At 61.7% G+C, this 18,167-nt stretch carries 21 protein-coding genes; 8 read left to right on the top strand and 13 right to left on the bottom strand.

Going from position 1 to position 18,167, the window contains the following annotated elements; all coding sequences use genetic code 11:
- From F753_RS32400 to F753_RS32420, 5 genes are all read left to right on the top strand, one after another.
- On the top strand, window positions 1-1,007 hold a 1,007-nt coding region (locus F753_RS32400), incomplete at its 5' end, for an RnfABCDGE type electron transport complex subunit D (protein WP_023444738.1).
- Window position 1,008: 1 nt separating this feature from the next.
- On the top strand, window positions 1,009-1,782 hold the full coding sequence (gene rsxG / locus F753_RS32405) for an electron transport complex subunit RsxG (RefSeq protein ID WP_023444739.1): 774 nt from the start codon (window positions 1,009-1,011) through the stop codon (window positions 1,780-1,782).
- Complete coding sequence (locus F753_RS32410; RefSeq protein ID WP_014819503.1) at window positions 1,779-2,492, top strand: electron transport complex subunit E; 714 nt, start codon at window positions 1,779-1,781, stop codon at window positions 2,490-2,492. The genes rsxG and F753_RS32410 overlap by 4 nt, the downstream gene beginning before the upstream one ends.
- Before the next feature lie 10 nt (window positions 2,493-2,502).
- On the top strand, window positions 2,503-3,141 hold the full coding sequence (gene nth, locus F753_RS32415) for an endonuclease III (RefSeq protein WP_023444740.1): 639 nt from the start codon (window positions 2,503-2,505) through the stop codon (window positions 3,139-3,141).
- A gap of 108 nt (window positions 3,142-3,249) precedes the next feature.
- On the top strand, window positions 3,250-3,429 hold the full coding sequence (locus F753_RS32420; protein WP_003282969.1) for a PA3496 family putative envelope integrity protein: 180 nt from the start codon (window positions 3,250-3,252) through the stop codon (window positions 3,427-3,429).
- A gap of 39 nt (window positions 3,430-3,468) precedes the next feature.
- Here F753_RS32420 and gloA read toward each other — a convergent pair whose 3' ends face one another.
- The 3 genes from gloA to F753_RS32435 all read right to left on the bottom strand — a co-directional run bounded on the left by gloA (window position 3,469) and on the right by F753_RS32435 (window position 6,152).
- Window positions 3,469-3,861 (bottom strand): lactoylglutathione lyase, encoded by a 393-nt coding sequence (gloA, locus tag F753_RS32425; protein WP_003282968.1) that lies wholly within the window; start codon window positions 3,859-3,861, stop codon window positions 3,469-3,471.
- A 95-nt stretch (window positions 3,862-3,956) separates the two neighbouring features.
- Entirely contained in the window at window positions 3,957-5,174 is a 1,218-nt protein-coding gene (locus F753_RS32430) for an argininosuccinate synthase (protein ID WP_023444741.1), read from the bottom strand.
- 87 nt (window positions 5,175-5,261) lie between these two features.
- Window positions 5,262-6,152 (bottom strand): flagellar protein MotY, encoded by an 891-nt coding sequence (locus F753_RS32435; protein WP_023444742.1) that lies wholly within the window; start codon window positions 6,150-6,152, stop codon window positions 5,262-5,264.
- 164 nt (window positions 6,153-6,316) lie between these two features.
- Between F753_RS32435 and pyrC the strand changes: the two genes are divergently transcribed.
- A complete protein-coding gene (gene pyrC, locus F753_RS32440) occupies window positions 6,317-7,360 on the top strand; it encodes a dihydroorotase (RefSeq protein WP_023444743.1) in 1,044 nt (347 codons plus the stop codon).
- Window positions 7,357-8,031 carry a ribonuclease T gene (gene rnt, locus F753_RS32445; protein ID WP_023444744.1) on the top strand — a complete coding sequence of 225 codons (675 nt, stop codon included), beginning with the start codon at window positions 7,357-7,359 and terminating at the stop codon, window positions 8,029-8,031. The genes pyrC and rnt overlap by 4 nt, the downstream gene beginning before the upstream one ends.
- A 117-nt stretch (window positions 8,032-8,148) precedes the next feature.
- On the opposite strand, the gene thrC is transcribed toward rnt, so the two are convergent.
- The 10 genes from thrC to ffh all read right to left on the bottom strand — a co-directional run bounded on the left by thrC (window position 8,149) and on the right by ffh (window position 17,113).
- On the bottom strand, window positions 8,149-9,558 hold the full coding sequence (gene thrC, locus F753_RS32450) for a threonine synthase (RefSeq protein ID WP_023444745.1): 1,410 nt from the start codon (window positions 9,556-9,558) through the stop codon (window positions 8,149-8,151).
- 84 nt (window positions 9,559-9,642) lie between these two features.
- Entirely contained in the window at window positions 9,643-10,947 is a 1,305-nt protein-coding gene (locus tag F753_RS32455) for a homoserine dehydrogenase (protein ID WP_003303438.1), read from the bottom strand.
- A gap of 82 nt (window positions 10,948-11,029) precedes the next feature.
- Window positions 11,030-11,548 carry a GFA family protein gene (locus F753_RS32460; protein ID WP_023444746.1) on the bottom strand — a complete coding sequence of 173 codons (519 nt, stop codon included), beginning with the start codon at window positions 11,546-11,548 and terminating at the stop codon, window positions 11,030-11,032.
- Window positions 11,549-11,651: 103 nt separating this feature from the next.
- Window positions 11,652-12,377 (bottom strand): thioredoxin fold domain-containing protein, encoded by a 726-nt coding sequence (locus F753_RS32465; protein ID WP_023444747.1) that lies wholly within the window; start codon window positions 12,375-12,377, stop codon window positions 11,652-11,654.
- Window positions 12,378-12,501: 124 nt separating this feature from the next.
- A complete protein-coding gene (xerD, locus tag F753_RS32470) occupies window positions 12,502-13,398 on the bottom strand; it encodes a site-specific tyrosine recombinase XerD (protein WP_023444748.1) in 897 nt (298 codons plus the stop codon).
- A gap of 190 nt (window positions 13,399-13,588) precedes the next feature.
- Complete coding sequence (gene rplS / locus F753_RS32475; RefSeq protein ID WP_003303444.1) at window positions 13,589-13,939, bottom strand: 50S ribosomal protein L19; 351 nt, start codon at window positions 13,937-13,939, stop codon at window positions 13,589-13,591.
- 42 nt (window positions 13,940-13,981) lie between these two features.
- Entirely contained in the window at window positions 13,982-14,734 is a 753-nt protein-coding gene (gene trmD, locus F753_RS32480; RefSeq protein ID WP_023444749.1) for a tRNA (guanosine(37)-N1)-methyltransferase TrmD, read from the bottom strand.
- 5 nt (window positions 14,735-14,739) lie between these two features.
- Window positions 14,740-15,276, bottom strand: coding sequence for a ribosome maturation factor RimM (gene rimM, locus F753_RS32485; RefSeq protein ID WP_023444750.1), 537 nt, complete (start codon window positions 15,274-15,276; stop codon window positions 14,740-14,742).
- A gap of 5 nt (window positions 15,277-15,281) precedes the next feature.
- A complete protein-coding gene (gene rpsP / locus F753_RS32490) occupies window positions 15,282-15,533 on the bottom strand; it encodes a 30S ribosomal protein S16 (protein ID WP_003293628.1) in 252 nt (83 codons plus the stop codon).
- Between the two features lie 203 nt (window positions 15,534-15,736).
- Window positions 15,737-17,113 carry a signal recognition particle protein gene (gene ffh, locus F753_RS32495; RefSeq protein WP_023444751.1) on the bottom strand — a complete coding sequence of 459 codons (1,377 nt, stop codon included), beginning with the start codon at window positions 17,111-17,113 and terminating at the stop codon, window positions 15,737-15,739.
- Window positions 17,114-17,359: 246 nt separating this feature from the next.
- Between ffh and F753_RS32500 the strand changes: the two genes are divergently transcribed.
- The gene (locus F753_RS32500; protein WP_023444752.1) at window positions 17,360-18,160 is read left to right on the top strand and encodes a cytochrome C assembly family protein; all 801 of its coding nucleotides are present in this window, start codon (window positions 17,360-17,362) and stop codon (window positions 18,158-18,160) included.
- Window positions 18,161-18,167 lie beyond the last annotated feature (7 nt).

Genomic DNA, 18,167 nt, shown 5'->3' on the forward strand with positions numbered 1-18,167 from the left:
CCCCCCATGCCAAGGCCCCCAGCCGTACCCAGCGCGTCATGCTGCTGGTGCTCGCGGCTACCCTGCCCGGCGTGATCGTGCTGACCTGGCTTTACGGCGCCGGTACGTTGATCAACATGGCCTGGGCCTGCGCGGCCGCTCTTGGTTTCGAAGCAGCGATTCTGAAGCTGCGCCAGCGTCCGGTAGGCTTCTTTCTCCGCGATGGCAGCGTGCTGGTTACCGCTGTGTTGCTGGCCCTCGCGCTGCCGCCCTACTCACCCTGGTGGCTGACACTGATTGCCACTGGTTGCGCGGTGGTCTTCGGCAAACAGCTGTATGGCGGCCTTGGCCAGAACCCCTTCAACCCGGCGATGATCGGCTACGTGGTGGTGCTGATTTCCTTCCCGGTCGAAATGACAACCTGGCCTGTGCCGCACAGCGTCGGGCTGAGTGCCGGCCTGCAGCACATCCTCGGCATCGCCTCGCTGCCCGATGGCTGGACCCAGGCCACGGCCCTCGACGTACTGAAGGTGAACAAAAGCCTGACCATCGACGAGCTGTGGAGCAATCCGGCGTTCGGCCACTTTGGCGGTATCGGTTCGGAGGTGGTGAACCTGGCTTTCCTAGCCGGCGGCCTGTTCCTGCTGCACAAAAGGCTGTTCAGCTGGCATGCGCCAGTGGGCATGCTCGCCGCGCTGGTGGTGATGAGCCTGGTGTTCTGGAATGGCTCGGGCTCCGATAGCAACGGCTCGCCACTGTTCCATCTGCTCAGCGGCGCCACTATGCTCGGCGCGTTCTTCATCGTCACCGATCCGGTCAGCAGCGCCACCAGCCCGCTCGGGCGTCTCATCTTCGGTGTTGGCGTCGGCATTCTGGTCTACGTCATCCGCGCCTGGGGCGGCTATCCGGATGGCGTGGCCTTCGGCGTATTGCTGATGAACCTGGCGGCACCCACTATCGATTACTACACCCGCCCGCGCACCTACGGCCACCGCAAGGCCGAGCGCGGCTTCAAGCTGGGCGAATGACATGATGCTTCCCGAAATCAGCCGTTCCATGCTGAAGAACGCCGCGGTGCTGGGCTTGTTCGCAATTGTCACCGTAGGCGCGGTGACGCTGCTTCAGCAGGGAACCGCCGAACGCATCCAGGCCGCCGAACGCGCCGCACAGGTTCGCGCACTGGGTGAAATTCTGCCCGCAGGCAGTTATGACAATCACCTGCTCGACGACAGCGTGCCGATCCAGGACCGCTTGCTCGGCAACAAGAGCCCTCTGCCCGCCTATGTCGCCATCAAGGATGGCCGGCCAAGCGCCGTGATCCTCCAGGCCATCGCGCCGGATGGCTACAGCGGCGCGATTCACCTGCTGGTGGGCATCCACGCCGACGGCCGGGTCGCCGGTGTCCGCGTCATCGGTCATCGTGAAACGCCAGGACTGGGCGACAAGATCGAACTGGCGAAAAGTCCTTGGATTCGCAGTTTCGAAGGCAAGTCGCTGAGCAGCCCCGAGGCCGAAGGCTGGGCAGTGAAGAAGGATCGCGGCGAGTTCGACCAGTTCGCCGGCGCCACCATCACCCCCCGCGCCGTGGTCGGCGCCGTGCACCGCGCCTTGCAGTACTTCGATGCGCACAAGGCCGAGCTGCTGGCAACCGGCGGCGAGACGACCGGGGCCGTCGGCGACGCCTTGGAAAGCCGCACCGAGCCCGCCGGAGCCACCGTCCACTCACGCGCCGGAAGTGCCGCCACCCGCGACGAGCTGCAAACCAACGAGCCTGAAGCCGAGCCGCAAGGGGATCAGCCATGAGCGCACCCAGCTATCGCGAACTGACCGTCAACGGACTGTGGAAGAACAACCCGGCGCTGGTCCAGCTGCTCGGGCTCTGTCCGCTGCTCGGCGTCAGCAACTCGGCGGTCAACGCACTCGGACTCGGCCTGGCAACGATGCTGGTGCTGACCTGTTCGAACATCGGCGTATCGCTGGTGCGCGGCGTGGTCAACACCGCGGTGCGTCTGCCGGCATTCGTGATGATCATCGCCGCGCTGACCACCTGCATTGAGCTACTGATGCAGGCCTTCACCTACGAGCTGTACCAGATCCTCGGCATCTTCATCCCGCTGATCACCACCAACTGCGTCATCCTTGGACGCGCCGACGGGTTCGCCGCCAAACACAATCCACTGATCGCAGGCTTCGACGGTCTGGTCATGGGCATCGGCTTCTGTCTGGTTCTGGTGGTGCTCGGCGGCCTGCGCGAACTGTTCGGCACCGGTGCGCTGTTCGCCAACATGCACCTGCTGTTCGGCCCGATCGCCGCTGACTGGCAGATCACTCTGTTCAGCGACTACAAGGGCTTCCTGTTGGCGATTCTGCCGCCTGGTGCCTTCATCGTGCTCGGCCTGCTGATTGCGCTGAAGAACCGGATCGACCAGCAGCTTGCCGAACGTGCCCGCGCCACCCAGCCCGCTGCACCGGCCACCAGCCGCCGCGTACGCGTAACCGGTGTGATCGAGTGAGCCCGTTCCGATGAATGCCGAAAAACGTCGGGAAATCTTCCGGCGCTTGCATGAAGACAACCCCGAGCCGAAGACCGAGCTGGCCTACAGCACGCCCTTCGAGCTGCTGATCGCCGTGATCCTCTCGGCCCAGGCCACCGATGTCGGCGTGAACAAGGCCACTGCCAGGCTCTACCCCGTGGCCAACACCCCGGAGGCGATCTACGCCCTCGGCTACGACGGCCTGTGCGAATACATCCGCACCATCGGGTTGTATCCGAGCAAGGCGAAGAACGTCATCGAGACCTGTCGCATCCTGATCGAGAAGCATGGCGGCCAGGTGCCGGACAATCGCGAGGATCTGGAAGCCCTCCCCGGGGTGGGCCGCAAGACCGCCAACGTGGTACTGAACACGGCATTCCGCCAATTCACCATGGCGGTGGACACGCACATCTTCCGGGTCAGCAACCGCACCGGCATCGCCCCAGGCAAGAACGTTCTGGAGGTCGAACGCAAGCTGGTTCGTTTCGTACCGAAGGATTATCTGCTCGACGCACACCACTGGCTGATCCTGCACGGACGCTATGTCTGCAAGGCGCGCAAACCACTATGCGGCAGCTGCCGGATCGAGGATCTCTGCGAATACAGGCACAAGACTTCGGACGATTGAGCGCGCTAGCGAAAAGCTTGCATCGCGATTGAAAAAAACTTTTTTACCGGCTCCCGATTTGCGGCTATAAGGTGCGCCAAGAGCGCCCCGTAGCCTTGGAGTGAACAAGTGGCCGAGAAAGAAGACATTCAGATCGAAGACGATTTCATCGCCGAAGATGACGATGAGAGCAGCGAAGCTCCCGTCGAGGTCGCCAAGACCAATCTGACCAAGCGCCGAATCATCGACAACCTGCTGGAGGAACGCCGCCTGCAGAAACAGTTGAACGACTTCGACTTCGATCTATAAAAGAAAAAGCCCCGAAAGGGGCTTTTTCATATCTACCGATCAGTCAGCGCGCTTCGGCGATAACAGTTCTATCTTGTAGCCATCCGGGTCTTCAACGAAGGCCAGAATGCTCGAACCGTGCATCATCGGCCCCGGCTCCCGGGTGATCTTGCCGCCACGGGCACGGATGTCCTCGCAGGCCTTGTAGACATCTTCCACTTCCAGGGCGATGTGGCCGTAGCCATTACCCAGTTCGTACGTCTCGACACCCCAATTATGGGTCAGCTCGATCACGCTGTTATGCGCCTCGTCGCCGTAGCCGACGAAAGCCAGGGTGAACTTGCCGTCCGGATAATCTTTGCGGCGCAGCAGGGTCATGCCCAGCACTTCGGTGTAGAAGGCGATGGATTTTTCCATATCGCCGACACGCAGCATGGTATGCAGCAGTCTCATGATTCGGGTCTCCTCGTTCGGCAGCGCTTGTGGCAGTGCAGAAAGTACAACCCCGGCACGTGGCCGGGGTCGGTTGGCTCAGGCGCGCCAGCTTATCAGAACTGGGTGCGGCCCTTTCCAGCAGCGATGCGCATGCGCAGCGCGTTAAGCTTGATGAAGCCCCCGGCGTCCGCCTGGTTGTAGGCGCCGCCATCCTCTTCGAAGGTCGCAATGTTGGCGTCGAACAGCGAATCGTCGGACTTGCGGCCGACGACGATGACGTTGCCCTTGTACAGCTTCAGGCGCACGACGCCGTTCACGTTGACCTGGGAAGCGTCGATCATCTGCTGCAGCATGCTGCGCTCGGGACTCCACCAGTAGCCGTTGTAGATCAGGCTGGCGTACTTGGGCATCAGCTCGTCTTTCAGGTGCGCGACCTCGCGGTCCAGGGTGATCGACTCGATGGCGCGGTGGGCGCGCAGCATGATGGTGCCGCCGGGCGTCTCATAGCAGCCGCGGGACTTCATGCCGACATAGCGGTTCTCGACGATGTCGAGGCGGCCGATGCCGTTTTCGCCGCCGATGCGGTTCAGCTCGGCCAGGACCTGAGCTGGAGTCATGTCCTTGCCATCGATGGCGACGATGTCGCCCTTGCGGTAGGTCAGTTCGATGTAGGTGGGGGTGTCCGGCGCCGCTTCCGGCGACTTGGTCCAGCGCCACATGTCTTCTTCGTGCTCGGTCCAGGTGTCTTCCAGCACACCGCCCTCGTAGGAGATGTGCAGCAGGTTGGCATCCATGGAGTAAGGCGACTTCTTCTTGCCGTGGCGCTCGATCGGGATGGCATGCTTCTCGGCGTAGTCCATCAGCTTCTCGCGCGACAGCAGATCCCACTCGCGCCAGGGAGCGATCACCTTGACGCCCGGCTTCAGCGCATAGGCGCCCAGCTCGAAGCGCACCTGGTCGTTACCCTTGCCGGTGGCACCGTGGGAGATGGCATCGGCACCAGTCTCGTTGGCGATCTCGATCAGGCGCTTGGCGATCAGCGGACGGGCGATGGAGGTACCCAGCAGGTACTCGCCTTCGTAAACGGTGTTGGCACGGAACATGGGGAAGACGAAGTCGCGCACGAACTCTTCGCGCAGGTCGTCGATGTAGATTTCCTTGACGCCCAGAGCCTGCGCCTTGGTGCGCGCTGGCTCGACTTCTTCGCCCTGGCCGAGGTCGGCGGTGAAGGTCACCACTTCACAGTTATAGGTGTCTTGCAGCCACTTCAGAATCACCGAGGTGTCCAGGCCACCGGAATAGGCCAGAACTACCTTCTTAACGTCCGCCATGCCATCAGCTCCACGGGTTGTACGGAAAGCCTGCGATTCTACCGGTCATGGGCTGGCTTTTACAGGGGCGCGCCGCTGCGGCGGCAATCAAGACGACGGGGCGGCGGGAGCCGAGGGCGCAGGAGGCGCCGCTTCTCGCGCCAGGCGCAAGGTGACACGCCGATTCTTCGCGCGATTGGCCTCGCTGCTGTTGGCCACCAGCGGATAGCGCTCGCCATGGAAGCGCAGGGTGATCTGCTCCAGAGCTATGCCGTTGGCGACCAGATACTCCTGAACCGCCAGTGCGCGACGGCGCGACAGATCCCGATTGAGCAGGCGATTGCCGCTGTTGTCCGAGTGGCCGTCCAGTTCGATGCGATTCACACTGGGATCGGCGCGCATGTACTGCAGAACGACATCGAGCCTGGCGCGCCCCTGAGCGTCCAGCACCACATCGCTGCTCGGGAAACCGATCTGCGACTGGCGCACCTGATCGAAATTGACTGGCAGCAGCTTGGCCGTACAGACGCGGTACTCCTCGTAAGCCTTGCCGAAGCGCGCCGGCAACAGGCGAATCTCCAGGGTGTCGCCGCCGTGCATGGTGCGATGCCGAACCACCGGGCTACGCCCTTCGAGCAGGCCGCTAAGCAGGCGCCCGGCCTGTAGCTGGGTGCTGTTGAACGGAATATCGCCTCCACTCACGGTGACCACGCCGAGATTGATATCACTGCGCGACGGTTGCCAAGGCGCCGCTGCGGCAAGCAGTGTCGCCGAGCCGGCGCCAAGCCAGCGCTCCGGCGAGTGCAGACGAAAGACCGCCTGTTCGCCGGCACGCCTGACGAACTCGCCGCTGCCGAAACCGGCGATGGGCTGGGTCAGTCGGCACTCGAACTGATCGCCCTCCACCTGCCATTGCACCCGTTCCAGCCGCGTCTGGAATGTCAGGGCGTTGGCCGGTGAAGCGAGCAGGCACAACAGTACGAGGGGGCGCAGGCGCACGATGAACTCCGAGAGGATGCGTATTCCTTCTAGGTATCGGTGCCCGACCGGCAAACTTGAGCGTGTCACGGTCAGTGCCCAAGCCTGGCAGACGAAGGCAAGATGCCGTCTCCGGGCTTTTCCGGTAGCATTCGCGCACGTTTCACCCGCCTGGAAACCCCTGCATGTCCGACCGACTCACCCTGCTGCGCCCCGACGACTGGCACATCCACCTGCGCGACGGCGCCGCCCTGCCTCACACCGTCGCGGATGCTGCTCGCCAGTTCGCCCGCGCCATCATCATGCCGAACCTGGTGCCACCGGTACGCAATGCCGACGAGGCCGAAGCCTATCGCCAGCGCATCCTGGCGGCTCGGCCGACCGGCAGTGATTTCGCGCCATTGATGGTGCTCTATCTCACCGACAGCACCAGTTCTGACGATATCCGCCAGGCCAAGGCCAGCGGCTTCGTGCATGCCGCCAAGCTATATCCGGCAGGCGCGACCACCAACTCCGCTTCCGGCGTGACCGCCATCGACAACATCTTCGGCGTGCTGGAAACCATGGCGGAGGTCGGCCTGCCTTTGCTGGTCCACGGCGAGGTCACGCGCAGCGAGATCGATATCTTCGATCGTGAGAAACACTTCATCGACGAGCAGTTGAGTCGCGTCACCGCGCGCTTCCCAACCCTGAAAGTGGTGTTCGAGCACATCACCACCCGTGACGCCGTGCAGTTCGTCCAGGCGGCAGGCACCAACGTCGGCGCCACCATCACCGCGCACCATCTGCTGTACAACCGCAACCACATGCTGGTCGGCGGCATTCGTCCGCATTTGTTCTGCCTGCCAGTGCTCAAGCGCAACGTTCACCAGGAAGCCCTGCTGGATGCCGCCACCAGCGGCAGCCCGAAGTTCTTCCTCGGCACCGACTCGGCCCCCCACGCACAGCACGCCAAGGAAGCTGCCTGCGGTTGTGCTGGGTGCTATACCGCGCATGCGGCCATCGAGCTGTACGCCGAAGCCTTCGAGCAGCGGCAGGCGCTGGACAAACTGGAACCCTTTGCCAGTCACTTCGGTCCGGATTTCTACGGTCTGCCGCGCAACACCACGCAGATCACCCTGGTGCGCGAGGAGTGGAACGTGCCGGCCAATCTGCCATTCGGTGAGCAGGTCGTCGTGCCGCTGCGTGCCGGGGAACGACTGCACTGGCGTCTGGAGACGAACGCATGAGCGAAGAACACTTCGAAGACGAGCTCGAAGAGCACCTGCCGGGCAAACCCCGCTCGCCGATGGCGCGGCGTTTCCGTGGTTTCCTGCCAGTGGTGATCGATGTCGAGTGCGGCGGCTTCAACAGCGCAACGGATGCGCTGCTGGAAATTGCGGCCGTGACCATCGGCATGGACGAGCAAGGCCTGCTGTACCCGCAGGACACCTTGTTCTACCGCGTGGAGCCTTTCGCTGGCGCCAACATCGAGGCAGCCGCGCTGGAGTTCACCGGCATCAAGCTCGACCATCCGCTGCGCATGGCCGTGCCCGAATCGCAGGCCCTGACCGATATCTTTCGCAGCGTGCGCAAGGCGGTGAAATCCGCCGGCTGCAAGCGCGCGATTCTGGTCGGTCATAACAGCAGCTTCGACCTGGGATTTCTCAACGCAGCGATCGCTCGTTGCGAGATCAAGCGCAACCCGTTCCACCCCTTCTCCAGCTTCGACACCGCCACCCTCGCTGGCCTTGCCTACGGTCAGACCGTGCTGGCCAAGGCCTGCCAGGCCGCCGGGATCGACTTCGACGGCCGCGAGGCGCACTCGGCCCGGTACGACACCGAGAAGACTGCCGAGCTGTTCTGCGGCATCGTCAATCGTTGGCGGGAAATGGGCGGCTGGGAAGAGTTCGACGAGTAACGTCCGGGATACGGCGCATCGGGGCGAAGGCCCGCTTTGCAATGCCAGCAGTCGAGATCGAGGCTGTAAACGAAAAAAGGCCAGTCATGCGACTGGCCTTTTTGTATTACCGCAGCGTTACAGCGGCTTGCCCCGGTTGCCGTGCTGGCCAACGAAAGCCTGAACGGCCTTCAGTTCGTTCGGCAGCACCGTGCAACGCTCGCTGCGTTCGAACAGATCAGCCAGGTGCGCTGGCAGGGCAAGTGCCTGGCCAATACCCGCCTTCTCCACCGCATCCGGGAATTTCACCGGGTGCGCGGTGCCCAGTGTCACCATCGGGATGCTCAGGCTGCGACGGCATTCGCGTGCGGCATGCACGCCGATGGCCGTATGCGGATCAAGCACCTCGCCGGTTTCCTTGAAGACCTGGGCGATGGTGGCGCAGGTCTGCTCGTCATCCACGGCCAGCGAATCGAACAGCTTGCGCGCTTCGGCCCAGCGTTCCTCTTCCACCGACAGCTTGCCGCTGGCACGGAAGCCATCCAGCAATTCGGCCACGGCCTTGCCATTGCGACCATGCAGGTCGAACAGCAGACGCTCGAAGTTCGACGACACCATGATGTCCATCGACGGCGACAGCGACGCGTGCAGGGTGTCCTTGTCGTAGCGGTTGCCGGACATGAAGCGATGCAGGATATCGTTGCGGTTGGTGGCAACGATCAGCTGGTTGATCGGCAGGCCCATGTTGCGCGCCAGATAGCCGGCAAAGATGTCGCCGAAATTGCCGGTCGGCACTGAGAACGCCACGGAGCGCGCCGGACCGCCGAGCTGCAGCGCAGCGTGGAAGTAGTAGACGATCTGGGCCATGATCCGCGCCCAGTTAATCGAGTTGACTGCCACCAGACGGGTGCCCTTGAGGAAACCCTGGTCGGCAAAGCTGGCCTTGACCATCTCCTGGCAGTCGTCGAAGTTGCCTTCGATGGCGATGTTGTGAATGTTGTCGCCGAGGATGGTGGTCATCTGCCGGCGCTGCACCTCGGATACGCGGTTGTGCGGGTGCATGATGAAGATGTCGACGTTGTCGCAGGCCTTGCAGCCTTCGATGGCCGCCGAACCGGTATCACCGGAGGTGGCGCCCATGATCACCACGCGCTCGCCGCGCTTGGCCAGCACGTAATCGAGCAGACGACCGAGCAGCTGCAAGGCGAAATCCTTGAACGCCAGGGTTGGGCCGTGAAACAGCTCCAGCACCCACTCGTTGCCGTTCAGCTGACGCAGCGGGGCGATGGCGCTATGGGCGAAGACGCCATAGGTTTCTTCGAGGATTCGCTTGAAGTCGGCGTCCGGAATGCTGCCGGCAACGAACGGGCGCATGACCCGAAAGGCCAGCTCGTGATACGGCAGGCCGGCCCAGGAGGCAATTTCTTCCACGGTGAACCGCGGCAGGTTCTCCGGCACGTACAGGCCGCCATCGCTGGCCAGGCCGGCCAGCAGGACGTCTTCGAAGTTCAGGGCCGGCGCCTGGCCGCGAGTGCTGATGTAGCGCATTTGTTCAAACCTTCGGTTCGAGCGGCAGGCTGGCGCTGCAGGTATCAGGCTGTTCCTTGCCTGCAGCTGCGGCCTGCGGCTTGGTTAGTTGAGCTGTTCGACGCGAATGCGCACGACCTTGTCCGCCACATCATCGAGGGCTTCCAACGCAGCGATAGCATCGTCGATACGCTGCTCGACCACTCGATGGGTCACCAGAATCACAGGAACCAGACCGTCCTGGACTTCGGCCTCCTTCTGCATGATCGACTCGATGTTGATGCCACGCTCGGAGAGAATGGTTGCCACCTGAGCCAGCACGCCCGGATGGTCCTTGGCCTGGATGCGCAGGTAGTAGGCGCTCTCGCAGGCACTGATCGGCAGAATTGGATGATCGGACAGCGAGTCGGGCTGGAACGCCAGATGCGGCACGCGATTGTTCGGATCGGTGGTCAGGGCCCGGGTCACATCCACGAGGTCGGCCACGACTGCCGAAGCGGTCGGCTCCATGCCTGCACCGGCGCCGTAGTAGAGCGTGCTGCCGACGGCGTCGCCATTGACCATGACCGCATTCATCACGCCATTGACGTTGGCGATCAGGCGGTCGGCCGGAATCAGTGTCGGATGAACGCGCAGTTCGATGCCAGCATCGGTGCGGCGGGCGACGCCCAGGTGCTTGATGCGATAGCCCAGCGCTTCGGCGTAATTCACATCAGCCGTGGTCAGGCGCGCGATGCCCTCGGTGTAAGCCTTGTCGAACTGCAGCGGGATCCCGAAAGCGATGGACGCCAGGATCGTAAGCTTGTGCGCGGCATCAATGCCCTCGACGTCGAAGGTCGGGTCGGCCTCGGCGTAGCCGAGCTCCTGGGCTTCCTTGAGAACGTCCTCGAAGGTCCGCCCCTTTTCACGCATCTCGGTGAGGATGAAGTTGCCGGTGCCGTTGATGATTCCCGCCAGCCAGTTGATGCGGTTACCGGCCAACCCTTCACGAATCGCCTTGATGACCGGAATACCACCCGCGACCGAGGCTTCGAAGGCGACGATTACGCCCTTCTCGCACGCCTTGGCGAAGATTTCGTTGCCATGCACGGCGATCAGCGCCTTGTTGGCGGTGACCACATGCTTGCCATTCTCGATGGCCTTGAGGACGAGCTCCTTGGCCAGGGTATAACCGCCGATCAGCTCGACAACGATGTCGATTTCGGGGTTGTTCACGACATCGAAGATGTCCGCCGTGATGGCTGTCGTACCGGTATCGCACTTGGGATTCGGGTGCCGGGTGGCAATCTGCGCAACCTCGATTCCGCGCCCGGCACGGCGGGCAATCTCCTCGGCGTTGCGTTTGAGCACATTGAAGGTACCGCCACCGACGGTTCCCAGCCCACAGATGCCAACTTTCACCGGTTTCAAGCTGAACTCCCCATTCACAGCGAGACGACCGGACCTGCCGGTCGACAAAAGAGTCGCACATTACGAAGGGAGCAGCTTTTAGTCAATCAGCCTCGCCTTGCTGCGGGCACGCCCGATCGTCAAGTTTCAACCGCTGATGCCATTGCGCGAGCGACTCATCCGGGTATTCGGCAAAACAGCGATCATGTCCCTGTACCTGCGGCTCTACCCAACTGGCCTTGGAGTCGAGCATCAGATGCGTGTGCTCCAGCGGGATGGGCAGATCGGTGTCGATCGCCGATGCGAAGGGATGCACCAGCTCGGGCCAGCTCGGATCCCACAACCACAACGCACTGGCGCAGTGTCGACAGAAGTGGCGGCGACCATCACTGATCTTTACCTCGCCAGTCTCGGCATCGGTGATATGCGCCTGGTAGACGCCAAGATGCTCCCGCCCCTCGACCTGCAGGCTTCGATAGTCACCACCAAGATTGATCGCGTAGCCGCCGCCACCCGCTGTCTTGCGACAGATCGAGCAGTAGCAGCGCATGAAAGGATACGGCTGCGCGGATTCTAGGCTGAACCGCACAGCCTGACAGTGACAGGAACCTTCGAGCTTCATCACGCCCTCCTCATTCAGACCCTTAGGGTTTTGAACGCATCAGGCCAGCCAGTTCCACTATCGGCAATCAGCCCGAATGAATCGGACCAATGGCCTCAACGCATTACTCGGCAGCGAGCGCAACTTCTGCTAATTGGGCCGCCGGCTGATAGCCGGGAATCATCTGGCCGTTGGCGAGAATGATGGCAGGCGTGCCCTGTACGCCGATCATCTGGCCAAGCTGATACTGCTTTTCGATAGGCGTCTCGCAGCTGGCTGTGGGCAGATCTTCACGCGCCTTGGCCTTGTTCATGGCGTCCTGGCGATCCTTGGCGCACCACACGCTGGTCAGGGTATTGGCCCCATGGCTACCCATCCCCTGCCGCGGAAACGCGACATAGCGAACCTCAACGCCGAGGCGGTTCAACTGCGAAACCTCGCTGTGCAGCTTCTGGCAGTAGCCACAGTCAGTATCGGTAAATACGGTGATATGAGTCTTGGGTTCCTTGGGCGCGAACACCACCATCTCGCTGGCCGGGATCGAGTTGATCTGCTTGGCCACCGACTTGCTTTGAGCTTGCTCGGTCAGGTTGACGGCCTGACCATCCTTGAACTGGTAGAGATAGCCCTGGATGACGAACTGCCCATCAGCGCTGGCATACAGCTGCCGCCCACCCTCCAGCTGAACCTGATAAACCCCGGGCATCGGGCTCTCAGCAATAGCTTCGATGGGCATGTCCGGCTGGATCTTCTGCAAAGACTGGCGAATCGCCTGATCCGGATCGGCGGCCATTACAACAACGCTGGCCAGACCTGCAACGGCGGCAGCGAACAAACGAATCACGCCCATGGAAACTCCTGGCAGCGACAATCGGGGAAAGGCGCAGAGCCTATCATAGCCATGCCGTACAAACTGCTAGCTGCTTCTCTGGGCCGCCGCCGAGACCCCAGCCTACCCGCGCCGGCGCTCTGCCCTAGCCGCGTGGATGGTGCGCCGCATGCAACTCCTGCAACCGCGCTCGCGCAATGTGGGTGTAGATCTGAGTGGTCGACAGGTCGCTGTGACCAAGCAACATCTGGACGGTGCGCAGATCCGCGCCATGGTTGAGCAAGTGCGTGGCGAAAGCGTGGCGCAAGGTATGCGGTGAAATCGATGCGGCGACACCAGCGACCTTCGCGTACAGCTTGATCCGGTGCCAGAAGGTCTGGCGTGTCATCTGGCCACCGCGCTGACTGGGAAACAGCACATCACTGGCCTTGCCCGAGAGCAAGAGATCACGGCCATCGCGCTGATAACGCTCCAGCCAGTGCAAAGCTTCATCGCCAAGCGGCACAAGACGCTCTTTATTGCCTTTGCCGAACGTTCGCACGACGCCCTGGCGCGTGCTGACCTGCTCGAGCGTCAGGCTGATCAACTCGGTAACCCGCAACCCGCAGGCATAAAGCACCTCGAGCATGGCGCGATCACGCAGACCTAACGGCTCTCCAATATCTGGCGCCGCCAGCAATGCCTCTACATCGGCTTCGGACAGCGCTTTCGGCAAGGGACGTCCAAGCCGTGGCAGACCCACGCGCAAGGTCGGATCGACGGCGATCTCGCCCTCGCGTAACAGGTAGCGATAAAAGCCCCGTAAGCCTGACAGAAAGCGCGCCGTGGAGCGCGTCTTGTAACCATTGTTCAGACGCCATGCGAGGTGATCGAGAATGATCTCGCGCCCGGCGGTGGCAAGTCGAACGCCTCGCTCCTCCAGCCAGCCGTTGAACAATGCGAGGTCGCTGCGGTAGGCCTCGCGGCTATTGTCCGCCAGCCCTTTTTCCAGCCAGAGCGCATCGAGGTAACGGTCGATGATGGGGTCGTCGAGTGCAGGCATGACAGCTTCAATCAGAAGGGGTGCAACAGTTTTCCACAGGCGTCCCGATGCAGCCAGAGCGCAAACGAATCGGAATCTCTTCATCCGATCGCCGCCCCAATCGCAGGCACAAGTCTCGCTCCGCCGGAATCAGCAGGCCCTAGAAACGAAAAAAGCAGCCCGAGGGCTGCTTTTTTGCGGAACCGCGGTCTTAGACCAGCTTTTCCTTGATGCGGGCGGCCTTGCCGGACAGCGCGCGGAGGTAGTACAGCTTGGCCTTGCGCACGTCACCGCGACGCTTGACGCTGATGCTGTCGACCATCGGGCTGTAGCTCTGGAAAGTACGCTCGACGCCTACACCGTTGGAGATCTTGCGAACGGTGAAAGCACTGTTCAGACCGCGGTTGCGCTTGCCGATCACGACGCCCTCGAAGGCCTGCAGACGCTGACGCTCGCCTTCCTTCACCTTCACCTGAACGATAACGGTGTCGCCCGGCGCGAACGGCGGGATTTCTTTGTTCATCTGCTCGGCTTCGAGCTGCTGAATGATCTTGTTGGTCATGCTGTGCTCCTAAGGTCAACCCTGTGGGTTGCCATCGATACGTTAACTATCGTCCCGCTGGCGGATGTATTCCGTCAGCAGCTTCTGTTCTTCTCCAGAAAGCGAGCGGCTATCCAGAAGATCGGCGCGTCGCTCCCAGGTCCTTCCAAGGGACTGCTGCAAGCGCCAGCGTCGGATGTGTTCGTGGTTGCCGCTGAGCAGCACATCAGGAACACATTTACCCGCATACACCTCAGGACGCGTGTAGTGCGGACAGTCGAGCAGGCCGTCGGTGAACGAATCCTCCTCGGCGGAACCAGCATGACCCAGGGCACCCGGAAGCAGCCTCGTCACGGCGTCGATCAGCACCATTGCCGGCAACTCGCCACCGGACAACACGTAATCACCAATCGACCATTCCTCATCGACATGCGCTTCGATGAAGCGCTCATCAATACCTTCGTAGCGACCGGCAATCAGGATAAGCGCATCCTCTTTTGCCATCTCGCGGACATCAGCCTGTTTCAGCTGGCGCCCCTGCGGCGAGAGGTAGATCACCTTCGCCGTCTCACCCGCAGCCTGTTTGGCGTCAGCCAAGGCAAGCTCGAGCGGCTTGATCTTCATCACCATGCCGGGGCCACCGCCGAATGGGCGGTCGTCCACTGTTTGGTGGCGGTCTTCGGTGTAGCTTCTGGGGTTCCAGCAGCTCACCTGCAACAACCCCTGCTTCACGGCACGACTGGTAATCCCGTAGTCACATATCGCTGCGAACATATCCGGGAAAAGGCTGATGACCTCGACGCGCAAAGCGGACATGCCGTTCAGAAATCCGCGTCCCAATCGACCTGCATCTCGCCCGCTACCAGATCGATCTTCAACACGCATTGATCGGTGTAAGGCAACAGACGTTCGCGATCGTCCAGGCTTTCAGCACAAGGCTTCACGACCATCACGTCGTTGGCTCCGGTTTCAAGCAGGTGATCGATCTGACCAAGCAACTGCTCAGCCTGATTGATGACCTTCAAGCCCTGAAGCTGATACCAGTAGTACTCACCGTCGTCCAAGGCGGGCAGTTCGCTACGCGGGATGCATATCTCGAAATCGGCGTAGGTACGCGCAACTTCGCGATCATCCAACCCACTCAGCGTTGCCACCAGGATCTTTCCCTGGAGGCGCCCCTTGACCAACTCGACCTGCTTCACCTCGTCGCCTCGCCTCAGCGTCCAGCGTCGATAGTTCAGCAGGTTGTCGATCGGATCAGTAAAGGAGTAGACCTTTACGTCACCGCGCACGCCATGCACCGAAACGATCTTGCCGATGACAACCAGGTCATCGACCGGAGCAGACGTTGCGTTCATGAGATTCAGGCAGCGGCCTTGGCAGCTTCCTTCAGCAGCTGAGCAACGCGCTCAGACGGCTGTGCGCCCTGGCTCAGCCAGTAAGTAGCGCGCTCCTGGTTTACAGAAAGCTTCACTTCCGCACCAGTGGCGATCGGGTTGAAGAAACCGATGCGCTCGACGAAGCGACCATCACGCGGGTTGCGGCTGTTGGTCACGGTCAGGTGGTAGAAAGGGCGCTTCTTGGAGCCGCCACGGGCGAGACGAATAGTTACCATGTGAACATCGTTCCTGTAGTCGGTGCTAACTTACTTAAGGCACACACTTAAAATGGGCCTAGGCCCGAAAGGCCGCACATTTTAAGGAATGCCGGGGATTTTGCAAACTCTTTTACTAAAGGTCTCAGCCGGAGCTAGGCGATACCCGGCATCAGGCTGCAGACCGCATTACGTCGCGACTCAGCGCCGCGACAAGACACTTTCTAGAACTTCGGCATACCGCCGCCTGGGAACATGCCGCCCATGCCGCGCATCATCTTGGTCATGCCACCCTTGCCGGTGACCTTTTTCATCATCTTCTGCATCTGCTTGTGCTGCTTGATCAGCCGGCCGATATCCTGCACCTGGGTACCTGACCCCATGGCGATACGGCGCTTGCGCGATCCACTGATGATGTCAGGATTGCGTCGCTCGGCAGGCGTCATCGAGTTGATGATCGCCTCCATCTGCATGAACTGCTTCTCCGCTGCGCCCTGAGCATGCCCCATCTGCGACAGGTTGACGCCACCGATCGATGGCAGCTTGTCCATCAAGCCACCGAGGCCGCCCATGTTCTTCATCTGCTGCAGCTGATCGCGGAAGTCCTCGAGATCGAACCCTTTGCCCTTCTTGAGCTTCTTGGTGAGCTTCTCGGCCTTCTCGCGATCAAGGGTCTGCTCGGCCTGCTCGATAAGGCTGAGCACATCGCCCATGCCGAGGATGCGCGAGGCAATACGATCCGGATGGAAAGGTTCAAGGGCGTCACTCTTCTCGCCCATGCCGAGGAACTTGATCGGCTTCCCGGTCACGTGCCGCACCGAAAGCGCGGCACCACCACGCGCATCGCCATCCACCTTGGTCAACACCACACCGGTCAGCGGCAGTGCTTCGCCGAACGCCTTGGCGGTATTTGCCGCGTCCTGGCCCGTCATGGCATCGACCACGAACAGCGTTTCGGCAGGATTGATCGCGGCGTGTACAGCCTGGATCTCGGCCATCATCTCGGCATCTACGGCCAGACGACCGGCAGTATCCACCAGCACCACATCAATGAACTTGAGCTTGGCTTCACGGATGGCCGCCTGGGCGATCTCCACCGGCTTCTGGCTGATATCGGAAGGGAAGAAGGTCACACCCACTTCGCCAGCCAGGGTTTCGAGCTGCTTGATCGCAGCCGGACGATAGACGTCAGCCGAAACCACCAGCACGCTCTTCTTCTTGCGCTCCTTGAGGAAGCGCGCCAGCTTCCCCACGGTGGTGGTCTTACCCGCCCCCTGCAGGCCGGCCATCAGCACCACGGCCGGCGGAGTGACCTGAAGCACCAGGTCCTCGTTGGCCGCGCCCATCAACTCTTCCAGCTCTGCGCGAACGATCTTCACGAACGCCTGACCCGGAGTCAGGCTCTTCGAGACCTCGGTGCCAACAGCGCGCTCCTTGACCCGATTGACGAACTCCTTGACCACCGGCAGTGCGACGTCGGCCTCAAGCAGCGCCATCCGCACTTCACGCAGCGTGTCCTTGATGTTGTCCTCGGTCAGCTTCGCCTTGCCGGTGACGTGGCGAAGCGTTTGTGAGAGGCGGTCGGTTAGGTTTTCGAACATGAGCCATTCCACGCTGGGGTGCTGAAGGGCGAGATTATAGAAGGTGCGGGCGTCAGGCCGGTACCCCGACTGCACGGCTTTTCGTATTTACCTGACCGCGCCAGCCGCCGCGCGACCCGAAGCCAGGGATGGATGGCGCAGCATGCGGCGCATCGCACGCCGTGACGATCCGTAACCCGGCCACCGCTTTTGCGCCTCGGGTCTTTGTGCCACACTCACGACCTTTCGAGCCCGTTACCGGAACTTATGCACCCTCTGCTACCCAGCCTTGCCGCCGCGGCTCTGTATGCCGGCGCCACGGGTTATCAAAGTTTGCGTCTGGCACAACGCGCCGTGCCGGACAGACGTCTGCTGCTGACAGTCGGACTGCTCGCTCTGCTTGCCCATGGGATCAGCCTTTTCATCCAGCTGATATCACCAAGCGGCCTGCACTTGGACTTCTTCACCGCCTCAAGCCTGATTGCCGCCGCTGTCATCCTGCTGATACTACTGGCGCTGCATCGGATGCCAGTGGAAAACCTGCTGCTGCTGCTCTTTCCACTGGGCTGCCTGACGGTACTCTTCGCCCAGTTCGCCCCATCCGGCACTGCACCTGCGATTGCCGAGGAGCCGGGCATACTCGCGCATATCCTGCTGTCGATCCTGGCCTACGGCATGCTGACCATTGCGGTCTTCCAGGCCTTGTTGCTGCTGCTGCAGGATCATCACCTCAAGCACAAGCATCCCTCGGGCCTGATCCGCAACTTCCCGCCTCTGCAGACGATGGAAAGCCTGTTGTTCGGCTTTCTCTGGGCAGGTTGGCTGCTTCTGTCCGCCTCACTGCTTTCCGGCTGGCTGTTTCTTGATGACCTTTTTGCGCAGCACCTGGTCCACAAGACACTCCTTTCGGTGGTTGCCTGGATCGTCTTCGGCCTGCTGCTGTGGGGGCGCCACCAGCTTGGCTGGCGCGGCTACAAGGCCATCCGCTGGACACTGGTCGGTTTCTGCCTGCTGATGCTGGCGTATTTCGGCAGCAAGCTCGTCCGCGAATTCATCCTGCACATCTGACGCAAAC

It is taken from the genome of Stutzerimonas chloritidismutans AW-1, from assembly GCF_000495915.1.
GTDB lineage: Bacteria > Pseudomonadota > Gammaproteobacteria > Pseudomonadales > Pseudomonadaceae > Stutzerimonas > Stutzerimonas chloritidismutans.

Bases quoted from the DNA above. Each gene is read 5' to 3' on its own strand.
- rsxG (WP_023444739.1), top strand. From the start codon at position 1,009: ATGATGCTTCCCGAAATCAGCCGTTCCATGCTGAAGAACGCCGCGGTG.
- F753_RS32410 (WP_014819503.1), top strand. From the start codon at position 1,779: ATGAGCGCACCCAGCTATCGCGAACTGACCGTCAACGGACTGTGGAAG.
- nth (WP_023444740.1), top strand. From the start codon at position 2,503: ATGAATGCCGAAAAACGTCGGGAAATCTTCCGGCGCTTGCATGAAGAC.
- gloA (WP_003282968.1), bottom strand. From the start codon at position 3,861: ATGAGACTGCTGCATACCATGCTGCGTGTCGGCGATATGGAAAAATCC.
- F753_RS32430 (WP_023444741.1), bottom strand. From the start codon at position 5,174: ATGGCGGACGTTAAGAAGGTAGTTCTGGCCTATTCCGGTGGCCTGGAC.
- pyrC (WP_023444743.1), top strand. From the start codon at position 6,317: ATGTCCGACCGACTCACCCTGCTGCGCCCCGACGACTGGCACATCCAC.
- rnt (WP_023444744.1), top strand. From the start codon at position 7,357: ATGAGCGAAGAACACTTCGAAGACGAGCTCGAAGAGCACCTGCCGGGC.
- thrC (WP_023444745.1), bottom strand. From the start codon at position 9,558: ATGCGCTACATCAGCACTCGCGGCCAGGCGCCGGCCCTGAACTTCGAA.
- F753_RS32460 (WP_023444746.1), bottom strand. From the start codon at position 11,548: ATGAAGCTCGAAGGTTCCTGTCACTGTCAGGCTGTGCGGTTCAGCCTA.
- F753_RS32465 (WP_023444747.1), bottom strand. From the start codon at position 12,377: ATGGGCGTGATTCGTTTGTTCGCTGCCGCCGTTGCAGGTCTGGCCAGC.
- xerD (WP_023444748.1), bottom strand. From the start codon at position 13,398: ATGCCTGCACTCGACGACCCCATCATCGACCGTTACCTCGATGCGCTC.
- rplS (WP_003303444.1), bottom strand. From the start codon at position 13,939: ATGACCAACAAGATCATTCAGCAGCTCGAAGCCGAGCAGATGAACAAA.
- trmD (WP_023444749.1), bottom strand. From the start codon at position 14,734: ATGTCCGCTTTGCGCGTCGAGGTCATCAGCCTTTTCCCGGATATGTTC.
- rimM (WP_023444750.1), bottom strand. From the start codon at position 15,276: ATGAACGCAACGTCTGCTCCGGTCGATGACCTGGTTGTCATCGGCAAG.
- rpsP (WP_003293628.1), bottom strand. From the start codon at position 15,533: ATGGTAACTATTCGTCTCGCCCGTGGCGGCTCCAAGAAGCGCCCTTTC.
- ffh (WP_023444751.1), bottom strand. From the start codon at position 17,113: ATGTTCGAAAACCTAACCGACCGCCTCTCACAAACGCTTCGCCACGTC.
- F753_RS32500 (WP_023444752.1), top strand. From the start codon at position 17,360: ATGCACCCTCTGCTACCCAGCCTTGCCGCCGCGGCTCTGTATGCCGGC.